At 69.0% G+C, this 15,394-nt stretch carries 16 protein-coding genes; 7 read left to right on the plus strand and 9 right to left on the minus strand.

Translation table 11 applies throughout. The features are described from left to right. Positions 1-75: 75 nt before the first annotated feature. Positions 76-912 carry an arylamine N-acetyltransferase gene (locus tag QMZ26_RS06115; RefSeq protein WP_283220894.1) on the plus strand — a complete coding sequence of 279 codons (837 nt, stop codon included), beginning with the start codon at positions 76-78 and terminating at the stop codon, positions 910-912. A gap of 177 nt (positions 913-1,089) precedes the next feature. Here QMZ26_RS06115 and QMZ26_RS06120 read toward each other — a convergent pair whose 3' ends face one another. The 3 genes from QMZ26_RS06120 to QMZ26_RS06130 are packed head-to-tail and all read right to left on the minus strand — an operon-like array spanning position 1,090 to position 3,214. Next, positions 1,090-1,461 (minus strand): VOC family protein, encoded by a 372-nt coding sequence (locus tag QMZ26_RS06120; RefSeq protein ID WP_345782659.1) that lies wholly within the window; start codon positions 1,459-1,461, stop codon positions 1,090-1,092. Between the two features lie 17 nt (positions 1,462-1,478). Then, the gene (locus tag QMZ26_RS06125; RefSeq protein WP_079223725.1) at positions 1,479-2,117 is read right to left on the minus strand and encodes a response regulator transcription factor; all 639 of its coding nucleotides are present in this window, start codon (positions 2,115-2,117) and stop codon (positions 1,479-1,481) included. Further along, positions 2,114-3,214: a histidine kinase gene (locus QMZ26_RS06130; RefSeq protein WP_283220896.1), complete on the minus strand. Its 1,101-nt coding sequence runs from the start codon at positions 3,212-3,214 to the stop codon at positions 2,114-2,116. The genes QMZ26_RS06125 and QMZ26_RS06130 overlap by 4 nt, the downstream gene beginning before the upstream one ends. Positions 3,215-3,363: 149 nt before the next feature. On the opposite strand from QMZ26_RS06130, the gene QMZ26_RS06135 reads away from it, so the two are divergent. The 3 genes from QMZ26_RS06135 to QMZ26_RS06145 all read left to right on the plus strand — a co-directional run bounded on the left by QMZ26_RS06135 (position 3,364) and on the right by QMZ26_RS06145 (position 6,123). Continuing rightward, positions 3,364-3,786 (plus strand): DUF2141 domain-containing protein, encoded by a 423-nt coding sequence (locus QMZ26_RS06135; RefSeq protein WP_283220897.1) that lies wholly within the window; start codon positions 3,364-3,366, stop codon positions 3,784-3,786. A 25-nt stretch (positions 3,787-3,811) separates the two neighbouring features. Next, on the plus strand, positions 3,812-5,335 hold the full coding sequence (locus tag QMZ26_RS06140; RefSeq protein WP_283220898.1) for a carotenoid oxygenase family protein: 1,524 nt from the start codon (positions 3,812-3,814) through the stop codon (positions 5,333-5,335). A gap of 71 nt (positions 5,336-5,406) precedes the next feature. Beyond that, entirely contained in the window at positions 5,407-6,123 is a 717-nt protein-coding gene (locus QMZ26_RS06145; RefSeq protein ID WP_200733391.1) for a transporter substrate-binding domain-containing protein, read from the plus strand. A 107-nt stretch (positions 6,124-6,230) separates the two neighbouring features. Here the strand turns inward: QMZ26_RS06145 and QMZ26_RS06150 are convergent, their stop codons facing one another. Then, positions 6,231-7,169, minus strand: a complete 939-nt coding sequence (locus tag QMZ26_RS06150; protein WP_283220899.1) for an AEC family transporter — start codon at positions 7,167-7,169, stop codon at positions 6,231-6,233. 93 nt (positions 7,170-7,262) lie between these two features. Here QMZ26_RS06150 and QMZ26_RS06155 point away from each other — a divergent pair, with 93 nt between their 5' ends. Continuing rightward, complete coding sequence (locus QMZ26_RS06155; protein ID WP_200733389.1) at positions 7,263-8,138, plus strand: LysR substrate-binding domain-containing protein; 876 nt, start codon at positions 7,263-7,265, stop codon at positions 8,136-8,138. Positions 8,139-8,250: 112 nt separating this feature from the next. On the opposite strand, the gene QMZ26_RS06160 is transcribed toward QMZ26_RS06155, so the two are convergent. Then, positions 8,251-9,810 carry an alkaline phosphatase gene (locus QMZ26_RS06160; RefSeq protein WP_283220900.1) on the minus strand — a complete coding sequence of 520 codons (1,560 nt, stop codon included), beginning with the start codon at positions 9,808-9,810 and terminating at the stop codon, positions 8,251-8,253. Positions 9,811-9,927: 117 nt separating this feature from the next. Here QMZ26_RS06160 and QMZ26_RS06165 point away from each other — a divergent pair, with 117 nt between their 5' ends. After that, positions 9,928-10,725 carry a serine hydrolase gene (locus QMZ26_RS06165; RefSeq protein ID WP_283220937.1) on the plus strand — a complete coding sequence of 266 codons (798 nt, stop codon included), beginning with the start codon at positions 9,928-9,930 and terminating at the stop codon, positions 10,723-10,725. Here QMZ26_RS06165 and QMZ26_RS06170 read toward each other — a convergent pair. Beyond that, positions 10,709-11,272 (minus strand): TetR/AcrR family transcriptional regulator, encoded by a 564-nt coding sequence (locus QMZ26_RS06170; protein WP_345782662.1) that lies wholly within the window; start codon positions 11,270-11,272, stop codon positions 10,709-10,711. The genes QMZ26_RS06165 and QMZ26_RS06170 overlap by 17 nt on opposite strands. A 47-nt stretch (positions 11,273-11,319) precedes the next feature. Further along, positions 11,320-11,916, minus strand: a complete 597-nt coding sequence (locus QMZ26_RS06175) for an NAD(P)H-dependent oxidoreductase (protein ID WP_200733387.1) — start codon at positions 11,914-11,916, stop codon at positions 11,320-11,322. Between the two features lie 242 nt (positions 11,917-12,158). On the opposite strand from QMZ26_RS06175, the gene QMZ26_RS06180 reads away from it, so the two are divergent. After that, on the plus strand, positions 12,159-14,210 hold the full coding sequence (locus QMZ26_RS06180; protein ID WP_283220902.1) for a TonB-dependent receptor: 2,052 nt from the start codon (positions 12,159-12,161) through the stop codon (positions 14,208-14,210). Positions 14,211-14,277: 67 nt separating this feature from the next. On the opposite strand, the gene QMZ26_RS06185 is transcribed toward QMZ26_RS06180, so the two are convergent. After that, a complete protein-coding gene (locus QMZ26_RS06185; protein WP_283220903.1) occupies positions 14,278-14,544 on the minus strand; it encodes a hypothetical protein in 267 nt (88 codons plus the stop codon). 4 nt (positions 14,545-14,548) lie between these two features. Beyond that, a complete protein-coding gene (locus tag QMZ26_RS06190; protein WP_283220904.1) occupies positions 14,549-15,376 on the minus strand; it encodes an isocitrate lyase/phosphoenolpyruvate mutase family protein in 828 nt (275 codons plus the stop codon). Positions 15,377-15,394: the final 18 nt, after the last annotated feature.

The raw sequence follows: 15,394 nt of genomic DNA on the forward strand, positions 1-15,394 counted from the left end.
ACATCGAGGCCCGCCCTTGACCTCAACCCCGGTTGCGGTTGCACAGTAGGTGCCCCTGCCCCGCCTGGTGCCGTCATGACCGCGCTCGACATCCCCCGATACCTGCAGCGCCTGCAGTTGCAGGCCGCGCCGCCGGCCACCCTGGCCGGGCTGACCCTGCTGCAGCAGCGCCACAACGCCCATGTGCCGTTCGAGACCCTGACCTGCCTGCTGCGCGACCCCGTGCCGATCGATCTGGACAGCGTGCAGTGCAAGCTGCTGGAGGCGCAGCGCGGGGGCTACTGCTTCGAGCTCAATGGCGCCTTCCTCGCGCTGCTGCAGGCGCTGGGCTTCGACGCCCATGCCTTGAGTGCGCGCGTGCTGCTGTCGGCCAGCGAAGGTGAACTGACGCCGCGCACGCACCTGTTGATCCGGGTGCGCCTGGACGGCGAGGACTGGCTGGTGGATGCCGGCTTCGGCAGCCTGACCCCGACCGTGCCGCTGCGCCTGCACGCGACGTCGGCGCAGGACACGCCGCATGAGCGCTATCGGCTGCAGCGGCTGGACGATGGCGATTTCCTGCTGGCGGCCAGCAGCGGCGAGGACTGGCGGCCGCTGTACCGCTTCGACCTGGCGTCGCCCGCGGCCGCCGACAACGAGGTGGGCAACTGGTATGTGTGCACACACCCGCAGTCGAGTTTCCCCGGGGAACTGCGTGCATCGCTGACCTGGCCGGAGGGCCGCCGCACGGTTGGCAGCGGCCACTACACCGAGTACCGCCCGGGAAAGGTGCCGGAGAAGCGCGCACTGCGCGACGTGGCCGACGTGCGGCAGGTGCTGCAGGAAGGGTTTGGCATAAGGCTGCCGGAGGATGCGCGGCTGGACCCGGCCATTGCCGGGTGGCTGCAGCGGTGGCAGGCGACGGTCTTGTAGAGCGTGTTGTCCGCTCAACCGGCGCTTGTGTAGAGCCGAGCCCATGCTCGGCTGCCTCTGCCAGAAGCAGCCGAGCATGGGCTCGGCTCTACAGAAGATCAAAAGCAGCCGAGCATGGGCTCGGCTCTACAGAAGATCAGAAGCAGCCGAGCATGGGCTCGGCTCTACAGAGGGCTGTCAGGTCGCTACCGGGGCCTGCATGGCGATGCGGTTGCCTTCGCTGTCGGCGATCTCCGCCACGCGCCAGCCGCCGGCCTCGGCAGGGCCGAAACGCAGCGCGGCACCGGCCTGCAGCGCGCGGGCCAGGCTGGCGTCCAGATCATCGACGCCGATATAGATGCGCGCGCCCCGCTCGGACGGGCGATAGTCCGCGCCGTGCACCAGGGCCATGCTGGCGCCGCCGGCGTCATCATCGAACGGCAGGTAGGCCATCGTGCAGTCGTGCACATGCACCGGGGCGTCGATCTCCACCTGCAGCCACTGCTGGTAGAACGCGATGGCGCGGGCCAGGTCGGCCACCGCAATCTCGACATGCATGACAGGGTTCATCGCTGCACCACTCCGCTTCAGATGATGCGCAGGGTAATCGCCTTCAGCACCGCGCGGGTACGGTCGCGGGTGCCGAGCTTGTCGAGGATGGTGGACACGTAGTTCTTCACCGTGCCTTCGGCCAGGAACAGGCTGCGCGCGATTTCCTTGTTGCTGTAGCCGCCGGCCAGCAGGCGCAGGATGGCCACTTCGCGTTCGCCGAAGGTATCGCTGGGCGGTGCTTCGTCGTGGAAACGGTAGCGCGAGCGCACCGGTTCGGTGCTGACCGGCAGCAGCAGGGTTTCGCCGGCGGCCACCCGCTCGATCGCCTCGCGCAGGTCGGCCGGCGCCGCATCCTTCAACAGGAACCCCTGTGCACCCGCTTCGCTGGCGCGCAGCAGCAGGTCGCTTTCATCGAAGGTGGTCAGCAGCAGGCAGGGCGTGGCATCGCCGCGGGCGCGCAGCTGGCGCAGCGCCCCGATGCCATCCAGGCCGGGCATGCGGATATCGCTGAGCACCACGTCCACGGGCTGCGTCGCCAGTGCATCCAGCAGCGCCTGGCCATCCTCGGCTTCCAGCACCACCTGTACGCCCAGCCCCTGCAGCAGCGCACGCAGCCCGGCACGGACCAGGGCCTGGTCATCGGCCAGGGCGACGCGGATCGGTGCACCGCTCATGCCGGCAACCGTGCGATCAGGTGCATGCCACCCTGCGCGGTACGGGCCAGCTCGAGCTGGCCGTGCACGTCGGCCAGCCGCTCGCGCATGCCGGAAATGCCATTGCCTTCGCGGATGCGCTCGGCGCGCTGGCCGTCATCGCGGATATCGATACGCAACCTGGATTCCTCTTCCGTCATTGTCAGCCACACGTTATCGGCTTCGCCATGCCGTGCGGCATTGGTCAGGGCTTCCTGCACCAGGCGCAGCACGGTCTCGGCCGTGCGCGGGTCGGTCACCCGCACGCCATCGGCAATCTGCAGCTGCAGGCGCGGGCGCGGAAACGGCGCGGCCAGTGCATGCAGGGCGGTATCCAGGTCCAGGCCACGGTCATCGCGCATGGACTGCACGACCTGGCGGATGTCGGACAGCAGTTCGCCGGACAGCTGTTCGGCGGTCTGCAGGCCCTCGCGCCCGGCCAGTACCGGATCGGCGGCCAGCGCCCGCAGGTTGAGGCGCATGGCCGTGAGCTTGTGCCCGGCCACGTCGTGCAGCTCGCGCGCCAGGCGCAGCCGCTCGGCATCGCGGGCACTGTCGGCCAGCAGGGCACGGGTGGCCAGCAGATCGGCGTTGACCCGCGCCAGCTCGTCGCGGGCCAGCGCCGTGCTGCGCGCGTAGTGCGCGGTCAGCGCGGCGAAGGCCTGGAACCCGCCGTACAGCAGCACCACCAGCAGCGGCTGGGTGAAACCGCTGTGGCGCAGCACAGCGTACTCGGCCAGGTTGGCCAGCAGCGCAACCACCAGCACGAAGCGCGGCGGCCAATGCTCGGCCAGCTGTGCGACCAGCACCACCAGCAGCACCGGTGCAGTGCCCGTGCGTGGCTGCAGGGCAATGAGGGCGACGGCCAGCAGCGCCTGCAGCACGGCGGCCACCGCACGCACACGGGTGGGCAACCGCGCCCAGCCGTGCGCCACGAACAACAGCAGGAACAGACCGAGCAGCAGCAGGCTCGCCCCGGCATCGCTGCGTTGCACGCCGAACGACAGGCCGACCACCAGCACGGTGACCGCGCCGGCGAGGCTGAGGGGACGCAGCAGATGGCGGAGCAGGCTGGGCATGGGCGCATGCTGACCGGCGCGGGCCCCCGACGGCAATGGGTCCGGCGCAGAAAGTGACTTCTGGCACGTCGGATCGATGACCACTGGCCCTGAACCCCGGCCAGGCCCCGGCGCAGACTGGCCCCACACCTCCAGACGGAACTGCCGCCATGATCCGCACCGCCCTGACCTGCTCCCTGCTTGCTGGCCTGCTGCTGACCGGCGGCACCCATGCCGCCGAGCTGACCGTGAACGTGCACGATGTCCGCGCCCAGACCGGCACCCTGCGCGCCGCGCTGGTGTCCTCCGACGAGGCCTGGAACGGCAAGGCCGCACCGGTGCAGGCACAGCAGGCACACCCGCAGGGCGACAGCCTGCACTTCACCTTCAAGGATCTTCCGGCCGGCAGCTACGCCGTGCTGCTGACCCACGACGAGAATGACAACGGCAAGCTCGACACCAACCTGGTGGGCATGCCGATCGAAGGCTACGGCTTCAGCAACAATCCGCAGGTGATGCGCAAGCCGACCTTCGAGGAAGCCCGCTTCACGCTGCCCGTCGCCGGCACCGCCATCGACATCACCCTGCGCTGATTTCCCACCTGCACCGAGGCCCGCCATGGATCGTCGCCGCTTCCTCCGTACCCTGATCAGCAGCACCGCTGGCCTGGCCCTGGGCGCCACCGCCCTGCGCAGCGCCCCGGCCTTCGCCAACGACCCGGCGCAGTTCGCCCAGGGCCTGCAGGCGCATCCATGGCTGCTGGGCTGGCGCGGGGTGAGCAGCGAGACGCTGGGCCCGGCCACGGTGCAGCTGCAGGGGCGGCTGCCCGCCGGCCTGGCCGGCACCCTGTACCGCAACGGCCCGGCCTGGAGCGAGCGCGGCACCCTGCGCTACGACCACTGGTTCGACGGCGACGGCATGGTCCACGGCTGGCATTTCAACGGCGACGGCAGCCTGACCCACCGCGCACGCATGGTGGCCACGCCCAAGTTCACCCGTGAACAGAAGGCCGGGCGCTTCCTCTACCCCGCCGCCGGCACCAGCGTCCCCAACGCGCAGGCGGTGCGCAACAACGACGATGCCAACGTGGCCAACACCTCGGTGATGGCGCTCAATGGCCGTGTGTTCGCCCTGTGCGAATCCGGTTCGGCGTTCGAGGTCCACCCCGATTCTCTGGAAACCATCGGCCCGGTGACCTGGCGACCCGACCTGGCGGCCCTGCCGTTCTCGGCGCACCCGCTGGTGGACCGCGACGGCAGCGTCTGGAACTTTGGTTCGATCAGCCTGATGGGGGGCGCCGGCCTGCTGGTCTGGCACATCGGCAAGGACGGCCAGCTGCGCAGCGCCGATGTGATCGCCACGCCCGGCCGCGGCTACCTGCATGCCTTCACCATGACCGACACGCATCTGGTGTTCGTGCTGGCGCCCTTCGACTTCAAGGAGAGCGGCGGCAGCTTCTTCGAACGCATGCAGTTCGCACCGCAGCGCGCGGCCAACATCGCGGTGGTCGCCAAGGACGCCCCGGACAAGGCGCAGTGGTTTGAAGCACCGTTCGCGGCGATCTACCACTTCGGTGACGCGCACCGGAGCAAGGACGGCATCGTGGTGCGCGCCGTGCGCCGCGACAACATGGACGAAGCGCGTTCGCCGATGAAGGAAGCGATGGCCGGCGACGGCGCGCATGCCACCAACGGCCACAGCACCCTGGTGGAACTGCACCTGGACCTGCGCCGCGGCCAGGCGCGCTGGCAGGACACGGGCATCAGCACGGTGGAGTTCCCGCTGTTCGACCCGCGCACACCCGACTGCCGCGCCGCCCGCCTGTATGCACCGACGGTCGATGGCGCCAGCAACACGCCGTACTTCAATGCAGTCGCGGCGTTCGACGTGGAGCGCGGGCGCCGCCAGGTGTGGCGCTACGGCAGCGACATCATGGCCGAGGAGCATGTGTTCGTGCCCCGCCCCGGCAGCCGCAATCCCGATGATGGCTGGCTGCTCGGAACGTTGCTGGACCCGGTGAACAAGCGCAGTGGCCTTGCCGTGCTCGATGCGCGCCACGTGCAGGACGGTCCGCTGGCGCAGGCGTGGCTGCCCTATGCGGTGCCGCTGGGCTTCCACGGCACGTTTGCCGCACAGGCGTAAGCGCACGCGCACGCGGTCCGCACGCCGCCGCTGGCATGCTGAAGCTCCCCCGCGTCCTGCTGGAGCACCACATGCCCTTGTCCGACCACCGCCACGCGCTGGCACCGCACGGCCACCTGCGGGTGGCGATCAACCTGGGCAACCCGGTGCTGGCCCAGGGCGATGCCCGATCGCCGCGCGGGCCATCGCTGGAACTGGCCACGGCGCTGGCGCAGCGGCTGGGCGTGCAGGCCCGCTTCACCTGCCACGAGGCAGCAGCTTCGGTCGTGGCCGCAGCCGCTGACGACGCCTGGGACCTGGCCTTCCTGGCGGTGGACCCGGCGCGTGCCGACCGCATTGCCTTCAGTGCGCCCTACGTGGAAATCGAAGGCACCTACCTGCTGCGCGAGGCCAGCCCGGCACGCACGGTGGCCGACCTCGACCGCGAAGGCGTGCGTATCGCGGTGGGCCGCGGTGCGGCCTATGACCTGTACCTGAGCCGCGAACTGCGGCACGCGCAGATCGAACGCGCCGCCACCTCGGCAGCGGCGATCGAGCTGTTCGACCAGCAGCAGCTGGATGCGGCGGCGGGCGTCCGCCAACCCTTGCAGGCCTGGGCGCAGGCGCATCCCGGCCATCGGGTGCTGGCTGATCGTTTCACCGCGATCCAGCAGGCGGTGGCCGCCCCGGCTTCGCGGCCGGCAGACGCGCTGCAGGCGTTGTTCGCCGAAGTGGAGGCGATCAAGCAGGGGCCGCTGCTGGGCGAAGCGTTCGCGCGTGCCGGGCAGGCGGTGACGCTGGTGCGGTGAGGGCGCTTGCGTTCTGTAGAGTCGAGCTTGCTCGACTGAAGCGGCAGAAGCAGTCGAGCAAGCTCGACTCTACAGAGAGCGAAAGGCAGCCGAGCACGGGCTCGGCTCTACCGTTGCAGCAGCGCCAGATATCCCGTCACCGTCAGCAGGGACAACAGGGTTGTTCCCAGTACCGTGGCCGCCGTGGTCGATGCTTCGCGGCGGTGGAACTCGGCCAGCATGAAGGGGCCCGTGCCGGTGGGCAGCACGGCCATCAGCACGGCGGCGTGCGCCAGCGCGGCCGGCAGTGCGAATACCTGCGTGGCCAGCAGCCACACCAGCAGCGGGTGCACCAGCAGCTTCAACCCGCCCAGCACCACGGCACTGCGCCCAGCACCCGGCACGGGCGAGCGCCGCTCTCCGAGGAACAGGCCCAGCGCGATCAGCGCGCACGGCGCCGCCGCACCGCCCAGCAGCTTCAGGAACGTTTCCGCCGGTGCGGGCACCGACAGGCCCAGCGCCATCGGCAGCACGCCGGCCAGCGGCGCCAGCAGCAGCGGATTGCGCAGCAGCGAGCGCGCCACCTTGCCCAGCAGATGATGCAGGCGCTGCTCACGCTGCAGGCCGATCTCGATCAGCACGATGGCGGCGGCAAACAACACGCACACCGTCAGCAGGGTCGCGACCAGGGTCGGCGCCAGCGCCGACTGCCCGAGCGCGGCCACCGCCAGCGGAAAGCCGACGAAACCGGTGTTGGCATAGGCGGCGTTGAGCCCGTCGATGCTGGCATCGGCCAGCGCGTGGCCGCGACGTCGGCGCCACCACACCGTGGCGGCAAACAGCAGCGCCGTGCCACCGCCGAAGCTGGCGATGAAGCCCGGGTGCCACAACTGTTGCCAGTGCGCGTTGGCGACCACGTCGAACAGCAGCGCCGGCAGCGCCAGCTGCACCACGAACCGGTTCAGTTCGCTGGTCGAGTGCGGGCCCAGCGCGCCACTGCGGCGGGCCAGCCAGCCGGCAAAGATCAACGCGAACACGGGAAGGACGATGGCCAGGACGGACAGCATGGGCAGCGCGGAGGGAGGGAATGCCGCGCAGGCTACGCGCCATCATCAATACCTTCCAATGCTTTTAACGGGCATCAGCGATACCATTCGCGCATGATCGACATCCGCCCGCTGCGTTACTTCCTGGCCGTCGCTGAAACCCTGCACTTCGGTCGCGCCGCCGAACGCCTCAATGTCACCCAGCCGCCGCTGAGCCGGCAGATCGCCGCGCTGGAGGAATCACTGGGCGTGGCGCTGCTGGAGCGCGACTCGCGCCACGTGCGCCTGACAGCCGCCGGCCAGCGTTTCCAGGAAGACGCCCGCGGGGTGATGAATGCCCTGCAGCAGGCCTGCCACGCTGCCCGCCAGGTCGGTGCGGGCGAGCTGGGCGAGCTGCAGGTGGGCTTCATGATGCATGCCGCGCACAGCTCGGTACCGCCGCTGGCCCGTCGCTTCATTGCCGCGCATCCACAGGTGCAGCTGCGGTTGCGTGAGGCGCTGCCGATGGCCCTGCTGGACGGCGTCCGCTCGGGTGCGCTGGATGCGGGTATCGGCTTTGCGCCGGCGTCGCTGCGCGGGCTGGAACTGCTGCCGCTGCAGGAAGAGCCGCTGTGCGTGGTGGTGCCGGCCGACCATCGCCTGGCCCGCCGCCGCAGCGTCGATATCACCGCCCTGGCAGGCGAGGCACTGATCACCGCGCCGGCCGACGTGGTGCCAACCCTGCGCGAGGCCATCGAAGCCAGCTTCCATGCCGCCGGCCTTCAGGCCGATGTGCGGCTGGAGGTGCAGCTTCAGCAGAGCATCGTCAGCCTTGTGGGCGAAGGGCTGGGCATCGCGCTGGTGCCGGCCTCGCTGCAGCGCATGGGCATGCCCGGCGTGTCCTTCGTTCGCCTGAAGGACGCGCCGCGCGTGCAGCAGGTGGTATTCTGGAAAGCGGACAACCGCAACCCGGTGCTGGCGAGGTTCCTGGCCTGCGTGGTGGATCGGTAGGAAAGCAGCCGAGCATGGGCTCGGCTCTACAGAGAGCCAAAGCAGCCGAGCATGGGCTCGGCTCTACAGAGAGCCAAAGCAGCCGAGCATGGCTCGGCTCTACCGTAAGCGGTCAGCGCTGCAGGGCGTCCTGCACGGCCTTGGCCACGTCGGTGTTGTCGATATAGCTGCCGTCGTTCCAGCGCACGTGCTGGCGATAGCCGGCGTCGACGCCGCGCACGCGCTGGCCCAGCAGCTCGGCGCCGTTGCCCTTGGCCCACAGCGGCACCAGGCCGTTGGAGTGGTTGCCGGTGGGGCGGAAACTCATGCCCGGCATCTGCCCGCGGCCGTTGTTGCGCACCGGCTCAAAGGCTACCTTCTGCGCGTCCGGTCCCATCGGCATGCTGTTGTCGTGGTCGGTGGTGACGATCAGCAGGTTGCGTTCCCAGCCGCCGTTCTGCTCGATCCACGCCACCACCGCCGACACCGCATCGTTGAACTCGGCGGTTTCCTCGATCAGGCGGCCGTACTGCGGCTGGTCGGTGCAGGCACCGTAATGCCACTCGGTACCGCAGGCGCTGGTGTGCGCGGCCCAGTCGGTGGCACCGCCTTCAACCATCAGGAACAGGCCCTTGGGCGAACGCTGCTGCAGGAAGCGCAGCGCACCCCGGGTCATGGTGGCCAGGTCCGGCACGCTGTCGATCTTCTTCACCCCTGACGGCGTGGCGGCATCGCGACCGACCACCGGCAGCTGGCGCGCCTGCTGCAGAGTGTTGGCCACGCGCGGTACGCCGATCAGCGGGCGGTCTGCCGGCAGGCGGCCGTCGGCCAGCGCGGCGAAGTCTTCCTTGCTGCGGATCAGGCGCCAGGCACCGGCCGGGTTGCCGGCAATCGGCGTACCCGCTTCCAGCTGCTGCCAATCCTGCTGCGACACCCATTCCCACGGGTTCTGGCAGCCTTCGGCGGCGACCTTGTCCATGCCGTCCACGCAGGGCCTTCCGTCAACGCTGTAGCCGGGGCCACCGGTACCCATCACCAGGTCCATGTGGCCCTGGGCCAGCATCTGGTGGGCGATCTGGTGGTAGCTGTTGCGCGATTCGGCCTGCGCAGCGAACGCCGCCGGGGTGGCATGCGGGAACGGCACCGAGGTGACCACGCCGGTGGCCATGCCCAGTTCCTTGGCACGCAGGGTATTGAACTCCACCGGCTGGCCATCGTTGTTGTAGTTGATGGCGTTGTTGTAGGTCTTCACCCCGGACGACAGCGCGGTGCCGGCGGCGGCGCTGTCGGTGGCCACAGCCGCCAGGTACTGGTAGGCGACGAAGGGCAGATCCGGTGCCGGCACTTCGGTGGTGTCCCACGCCTGGGCGGGGTCATAGCCGATGCGCTGCGAATCGTCGCGGGTGGGCTGGCCGCTGGCGTTGAGCGGGAAGGTGGTGACCGCCAGGCGCTGCGGGAAGTCCGCATACGGCGCGCCTTCGCGGCTGCCGTACTGCCAGTACGCGGCTGCGTCCCAGGTGCCCCAGCCCGCGCCGTCGTTGATCATCACGATGACGTTGTGCGGGCGCGCTTCGGCGGTTGTCGCGGTGGCCGCCTGCGCATCGGGACGCGCATTGGGCTGGCAGGCAGTGAGCGCGACAAGCGCAGCCAGGATCGACGGGCACAGCCAGCGTCGCGCGAGGGGTCGGGTCATGGAGTTTCCTGCAGTACGAACGGCGGCGACACCGCCAACAGCGGCTCGTTATATCATTGCAATGTTGCAGATTCGTGCGGCGTTGCAGCCGGCACGCTGCGTACGATTGCGTTGATGATGTCACTGACCGATTCGCCGGTACCGGCACTTTCTTCGATCACCGTGGATGCGGCCACGCTGCGCATCCTGCAGCAGCACGATGCCAGGCAGCCACGCGCGCCGGCCTCGCTGACCAAGCTGATGACCGCGCATGTGGCCTATGAAGCCATCGCACACGATGGCCACGCGTGGTCGGATACAACGACGGTCGATGCGCGCGACGTACATGCCGTCGCTGCCGACGAAACACGGATGGGCCTCGTGCCGGGCGAGACCATCACCCTGGCCCGCCTGCTGGAAGGGCTGATGATCGTGTCCGGCAACGATGCCGCGCTGGCGCTGGCCCGCCATCTGGCAGGTTCGGAGGCTGCGTACGTGCAGCGCATGAACACTGCGGCCGCGCGGATGGGCCTGCGCGATACGCACTTCGTCTCGGTCTCGGGCATCACCACGCCCGGCCATGTGTCGACCGCGCATGACATGGCGATGCTTGCCGCGCGGCTGCTGGCCGATCGTCCGCAGGTGCTGGCCATCACCGCGCAGCGCCACTTCAGCCACGGCACGTTCTGCAAGGCCAACCAGAACACGCTGCTGGGCAGCGACGGCATCGATGGCCTGAAGACCGGCTATACCCGCGCGGCAGGCTTCTGCCTGGCGGCGACCGCGTGCCGCGACAGCGAGGAGGCAACGCACCGGCTGATCAACATCACCCTCGGCGCGCCCACGCGGGAAACGCGGAACGCGTGGGTCCAGCAGTGCCTGCAGGCAGGTTTCGCGCAGCTGCAGCGCGACGCGGCGATCAGCGCGTGCGGTTGACGGTGTCGACGATCAGCCGTTGCAGCTCCGCTTCCGCATCCGGCTGCCGCAGCGCGCCCGCGGCCACCGCTTCGGACAGCGATTCGGCGGCTCCCAGGATCGCCCAGCGCCCGGCCACGGGCACATTGCCGTCGTTCGCGAACGCGCCCAGCCACTGCGCGCACTGGTCGACGAACGCCTGCTGGTAGCGGTGGCGCACGTCGCGCAGCTCAGGTGACCCGGCCAATGCGGCGAGGATCGCCTGGATGTCGCTGCCCTGCGACAGCACGCAATCGATGTAGCCCGATGCGATGGCCTGCGCGCGTGCATCCAGGCGCGCCGGCGCCGCGCCGATGCGCGCATCGAACACGGCGGTCTGGCGCTGGTCGTAGTCGGCGTACAGCGCGGCCAGCAGCCCGTTGCGCGTGGTGAAGTGATCGTAGGCCACGGGCTTGGTCACGCCTGCGGCCTCGGCCAGGCGGCCCAGGCTGAGTGCATCGGTGCCCTCGCCGCCCACCAGGGTCCAGGCCACGTCCAGCAACTGGCGGCCGCGCTGTTCGCGCGACATCCGGCGGCGGGTGGGCGTGGCGGTGGTGGACATGCAGCGGCTCCATGTCAGCGGGCGGGCGTGCCTATGGTAAGGCCGATGTCCGCAGCGGTCTGCAGATGCGCCTGCGCCTGGCCACTGTCAGCATCGAGCAGCAGCGTGGACGAACGCACGGTGGCACCGCAGTAATCGAAGATGCCCATGTCGATCTGCGTCTTCATCGCCGCACCATAACCGCGCCGTTCGATCATCTCCGCGCCTGCGCCACCGATACCGACCAGGTGCACCTGCAGCCGCTGCAGCTTCTTTTCCACCTTGCCGTCGGCACCGTCGGCGTAAGCCCAGCCCTGGGTGAACACACGATCGATCCAGCCCTTCAGCAACGCCGGGAACGACCACCAGTACAGCGGATAGACCAGCACCAGCGCGTCGGCGGCATCCACGCGCGCGTGCTCGGCGGCCACGTCGGCCGGCACCGCTGCGGCCTGCTTGAACAGGCCGATGTCAGCGGTGTTGAAACGGGGATCGAAGCCTTCGGCGGCGAGATCGGCCACGGTGACGGTGTTGCGCGCGTCGGCGCCGGTGATGGCCTGGCCGATGCGGGCGGCGACGGCATGGGTGAGGGAGGCGGGATCGGGATGGGCGACGACGATCAGGCTGTGCATGGGAGATGCTCGTGAAGTAGTTAGTTACCAATGGTAACTAACGGGCATGTTTCCACCAGTACCTCGCGCAGGACGCTGATTTCAGCTGGATCGGCGCGGCCCCGCGCCGCCCATGCAAGCGTTCATGTGTCACCAAACGTCAAATGCGAATGATTCGTGATACGATTGTTAAAGAATTCTGAAACCCCCACACACGGACGTCCCAGCCATCGCCAGTGGACCCTCAACAGGAGTACTGCGCGATGTCGCACGCCGTTCTGAAACCCCGTCGTTCCGTTGCCGCCCTGGCTGCCGCCATCGGCCTTGCACTGGCCAGCACCGCCCACGCCGATGCCTCCGCTGATGCCGCTTCGGCCAAGCAGATGGATACCGTGGTGGTCACCGCCACCGGCGCCCAGCAGTGGATCAAGGATGCGCCGGCCAGCATCAGCGTCATCAGCCGCGAGGAGATCGAGCGCAAGCCGGTCACCAGCATCGGCCAGCTGCTGAGCACCGTGCCCGGCGTGACCGGCGGCTATGCGCTGTCCGGCGCGCAGTCGAAGATCCGCCTGCGCGGCCTGCCCGAGCAGTACACGCTGATCCTCATCGACGGCCGCCGCCAGGGCAATTCCTCCGGCGTGAACTACCGCGACGACCTTGGCCCGCAGGATCTGAACTGGCTGTCGCCGGACATGATCGAGCGCATCGAAGTGGTGCGCGGCCCGATGTCCTCGCTGTACGGTTCGGATGCGATGGGCGGCGTGATCAACATCATCACCCGCAAGATCGCCGACCACTGGGGCGGCTCGGTCACCTTCAACCACAGCATGCCCGACGCGTCCACGCGCGGTGACACCACGCAGATGGGCGCGCTGTTCAGCGGCCCGCTCACCGACAACCTCGGCGTGCGCATCGGTGCCAACGTCACCGACCGCAAATCCGACCGCCTGGAAGACCAGACCCCCGGCAGCAAGGCGGAGAATGCCAACCTGCAGTTCCACTGGCGCCTCAACGACGACCACGCGCTGACCATCGAAGGCTCGCGCGGCGTGCAGCGCAACACCGGTGCCGGTGATGTGTACGCCTGGGGCCTGTCCAAGCTGGTGCAGACCGGTTACGTGCTCGGCCACGATGGCCGTTACGGCGACACCACCACCTCCAAGACCACCCTGGTGCAGAACGACTACAAGGACAAGGGCAGCGCGGTGGGCAACCACTCGAAGGAAACGGTGTTCGATACCGCCTTCACCACCGGCTTCCACTGGGGCTTCGAACACAGCCTCAACGTGGGTGGCCAGTGGAAGCGCGAGCAGCTGGAAAACAGCGACACCATCGGCACCGTGCCGGTGACCTGGACCGGCAGCAGCCGCATCAGCCCGACCAGCGAAGCCGATTCGTGGGCACTGTTCGCCGAGGACCACATCACCCTGCACGAGCGCTTCGTGCTGACCCTGGGCGTGCGCTGGGACAACACCGACAACTACGACGACAACGTCAGCCCGCGCATCTACGGCGTGTGGCACCCGGGTGATGCGTGGACCGTGCGCGGTGGCGTGTCCAAGGGCTTCCGCGCGCCCAACCTGAAGCAGGGCACCGCCGGTGCCGCCACCCAGTCCGGTGGCCGTGGCTGCGGCAGCCTGACCCCGGAAGGCTGGAACAGCCGCCTGGTCAGCGCCGACGGCACCACCGGCTGCTACATGGCCGGCAACCCGAACCTGGAACCGGAAACCAGCACCAACTACGAGCTGGGCGTGGGCTTCGACCAGAACGGCTGGTCGGCGTCGGCCACCTACTTCCTGACCAACTTCAACGACAAGATCGAACAGGTGCCGCTGCGCGACATCCCCGGCCAGACCACCAGCTTCGTCAACGGCTTCTGGTGGACGGTGGCGCAGAACATCCAGAAGGCCCGCACGCGCGGCGTGGAAGCCAGCGTGACCGTGCCGCTGCACGAACGCCTGAGCTGGACCACCAATGCCACGCGCATGCTGGAATCGAAGAACCGCACCACCGGTGCCAGCCTGCTGGTGGTGCCGAAGATCACCGCCAACACCTCGTTGAACTGGGACGTGACCGATGCGTGGTCGTTGAACCTCAGCGCGCAGCACATCGGCAAGCAGCTGGTGGCCACGTCCAGCTCGACCTTCGCCAAGGCGTACACCACGGTGGACCTGGTGACCGGCTATGACGTGAACGAGAACCTGACCCTGCGTGCGGGTGTGCAGAACCTGGGCGACGTGTCCACGATCGAGGAAGGCAACAACTACGACGGCGGCGCGCGTACGTTCTTCGTCGGCCTGACCGCGCGGTTCTGAGGAAGTAACGGGGTCGGATCCCTTCGTGCAACGAAGGGCTCCGACCCCATCCACGCATGGCGTGGATCTACACCAGATCCTGCAGTGGCACGACCAGGGTTTCCCGCAGGTGCTCGTGGTTCCACGTGCTGGCGCCCCGCGCGTGACCCTCCAGCCGCAGCGCCGTGTGTCCGGCATCCTGCCAGCGCACGAGGATCTCCAGCTCCAGCGGTCCCTCCTCGCGCTCCAGCACGCGTACAAGCGCCGGACCGTCGACGCGGGCCAGCAGCCCCGGCGCCTGGCGCAGCGCGTCCATCTCCCTCACCAGCGCTGCATAGGCGGTTACGTTGTCCATGGCGTCAGCGGAACAGGTCGTTCAGGGCTGCGCCCGCAGCGGCCTGCTGCAGGCCGTCGAAACGGCCCTCGCGCAGGATCGGATCGGTGGCCTGCATCAGCCCGCCCCATGCCGCGCGCGCCAGTGCGCCGCCCAGGCTGACCCGGCGCACGCCCAGCGCGGCGATGTCCTGCAGCGTCAACGGGCTCGGCCCGCCGACCAGCAGGTTGACCGGCTTCGGTCCTGCTGCCGCAACCACCGCCGTGATCTGCTCGCGCGTGGTGATGCCCGGCGCGTACAGCACGTCGGCACCGGCTGCGTCATAGGCACGCAGCCGCTGCAGGGTGTCTTCAAGATCAGGCACGCCCACGAAGAAGTTTTCCGCGCGCCCCACCAGCAGCACATCGGCACCGGCACGGTCGATGGCCGCACGCGCAGCCGCCAGACGCTCCACGGCTTCCTCCAGCGGCCGCAGCGGCGCCCCCGCCACGCCGCTGGCATCTTCAATGGACAGCGCGGCGATGCCGGTTTCCAAGGCGGCGGTGACCGCTGCGCCGACCTCGTCCGGCGTCGCGCCGAAACCATCGCCGAAATCCGCGTTCAACGGCAGCGACGTCGCACCCGCCATCAGCCGCAGGTGTTCCAGCGTGGCTTCCAGCGAAACGGCACCATCGGGCCGGCCCTCGCTCCACGCGCAGCCGGCACTGGTGGTGGCCAGCGCCTGGAACCCCTGCCGCTGCAGATAGCGCGCACTGCCCACGTCCCACGGGTTGGGCAGCACGAAGCAGCCCTGCGCATGCAGCTGCCGGAAGGCGGCGCGTCGGCGGGCGGTATCGGCGTCGGGAGCAGTCATGGCGGACATCCAGGGCGG

This window comes from Stenotrophomonas sp. PFBMAA-4 (genome assembly GCF_030053215.1).
In the GTDB taxonomy this organism is placed as follows: domain Bacteria; phylum Pseudomonadota; class Gammaproteobacteria; order Xanthomonadales; family Xanthomonadaceae; genus Stenotrophomonas.